Genomic DNA, 2243 nt, shown 5'->3' with positions numbered 1-2243 from the left:
CACCACCCCCGGACACCGGTGAACCCGCGCCCGCCGCCCCAGGGACGACCCAACGCCTCCTGGCCCGGGTCTGGCGCAACTACGTCTTCGTGAAGGTACGCAAGGCCCTCGTCGTGGTCTTCGTGGTGGCCAACGTGACGTTCTTCCTCGGCCGCGCCATGCCGGGCGACCCCATCGACGTCATGGCGGGCCGCCTCACCCAGGGCGGCATGTCGATGAACGAGGCCCGTGCCATCGCGATCCACTCGCTGGCCTACGACCCGGACGCGCCCCTCTTCCGGCAGTGGTGGGAGTTCATCGTCGGGCTGTTCACGCTCGACCTCGGCGGCACCATCAACCGCCCCGGCTTCAGCGTCACCGACGCCATCGGCGCCTACCTCCCCTGGACCCTCTTCAGCATCGGCGTCGGCACCCTCGTCGCGATCGCCCTCGGCCTCGCACTGGGCATGATCATGGCCTACCGCCGCAACCAGATCCTGGACCACGTGCTCAGCGTCGTGGCCTCGGTTCTCGGCGCCGTCCCGAACTACCTCATCGCCATGGTGCTGGTCGTCGGCGGAGGCATGTACCTGGGCTGGTTCAACCCCATCGAACTGCGCGGAACCCTCAGTCCCGGCGTCCAACCGGAGTTCACGCTGAGGTTCGTCGGGGACGCGTTCTTCCACGCGGCGCTGCCGATCGGCACCTACGTGCTGGCCATCATCGGCACCTGGATGCTCGTCATGAAGGCCTCCACTACCGAGGTGCTCGGCGAGGACTACGTGACCGTGGCCCGTGCCCGGGGCCTGCGCGACGGACGCATCGCCACCGCCTACGTCGGTCGCAACGCCGTCCTGCCACTGGTCGCCCAGATCGCGATCTCCTTCGGAACCCTGGTCGGAGGCGCGATCTTCGTCGAACAGGTCCTCGTCTACAAGGGCGTGGGCGGGCTGCTCCTCGACGCGGTCAACTACCGCGACTACCCGCTCCTGCAGGGGCTGCTCATCATCATCACCTCGTGCGTGGTGATCGCCAACCTCGTCTCCGACCTGCTCTACAGCAGGCTCGACCCGCGCATCCGGAACTAGGGCGTGTTCGTCGGACACGCGCCCTGCCGCGCGTCGCCCCAGCCGCACCGGCACGGCGTTCCCACCAGCCGACAGCCAGACCCGGGCGGGCCCCGCCGCGCGACCACCGCGGAGCCTTACGAGCCGAGCACAGCAGGGGCCCACCCTCCTGAACCCCCTGCCAGCACCGCCCACACGTCACCCGCCACCAACCCCAACGGACGCCTTCGGCACGGGACACCCGTCCGCACCGCTCGCAACGGGCAGCATCCACCGGACACGCACTAAAGGGACGACCCATGGCAGTCACCACCGCACCAGCGTCAACGGGCGTCTGGGGCACCATCTGGCAGGGCATCACCCGCAGCACCAGCGGGTTCATCGGGCTCTGCCTGGTCCTCAGCGTCCTCCTCTTCGCCTTCGTCGGCCCCCTGCTCATCGACCACCACAACCCCACGGACGTCAGCAGGATCTGGGGTCCCATGAGCTCCGAGCACTGGCTCGGGACCAACCACGAGGGCAAGGACACCCTCACCCAGCTCATCCTGGGCGGACGCGAACCCATCCTGGTCGGCTTCGTCGCCGCCCTCATCACCGTCGCCATCGCCGTGGTCCTGGGCGCGGTGGCCGGGTACGTCCGAGGCCGTCTGGACCACCTGCTGCTCCAGCTGACCGACATCACGATGACCATCCCCTTCATCGTCCTGATGCTGGTCATCGCCTCCTTCTACCGCACCTCCTCCCCGATGGTGGTCTCCCTCATCATCGGCCTGGTCACCTGGCCGTTCCTGATGAGGTCCATCCGGGCACAGGTCCTCTCGCTGAAGGAACGCGAGTTCATCGAGGCGGCGCGGCTCCAGGACCTCGGCACCGCGCGCATCCTCTTCGTCGAGGTGCTGCCCAACATGCTGGGCTACATCTTCATCAACTTCATCATCGCCATCACCAACGCCATCTACGCGGTCGTCGGCATGTACCTGCTGGGCCTGCTGCCCAGCACCGCCGACAACTGGGGACTGATGATCCAGCAGGCCTGGGACAACAACGCCTTCCTCCTGCCCCAGGCCGCGCCCTTCCTCATCGCCCCGATGGTGATGATCATGCTCTTCCAGATCGGGCTGGTGACCATGACCCGTTCCCTGGAACAGGCCCTCAACCCACGACTCCGGGACAGGTGAGCCCCGTGAACGACCTCCC

The 2243-nt window shown here is 67.6% G+C and carries 2 protein-coding genes; both read left to right on the top strand.

Translation table 11 applies throughout. From position 1 onward, the window contains the following. On the top strand, positions 1 to 1067 hold a 1067-nt coding region (locus ADX84_RS24980; protein ID WP_049579932.1), incomplete at its 5' end, for an ABC transporter permease. 278 nt (positions 1068 to 1345) lie between these two features. Continuing rightward, positions 1346 to 2224, top strand: coding sequence for an ABC transporter permease (locus ADX84_RS24975; protein ID WP_049579929.1), 879 nt, complete (start codon positions 1346 to 1348; stop codon positions 2222 to 2224). Positions 2225 to 2243 lie beyond the last annotated feature (19 nt).

It is taken from the genome of Nocardiopsis sp. SBT366 (assembly GCF_001083815.1).
Classification (GTDB): domain Bacteria; phylum Actinomycetota; class Actinomycetes; order Streptosporangiales; family Streptosporangiaceae; genus Nocardiopsis; species Nocardiopsis prasina.
This window is presented reverse-complemented; position numbering and strand designations above follow the sequence as displayed.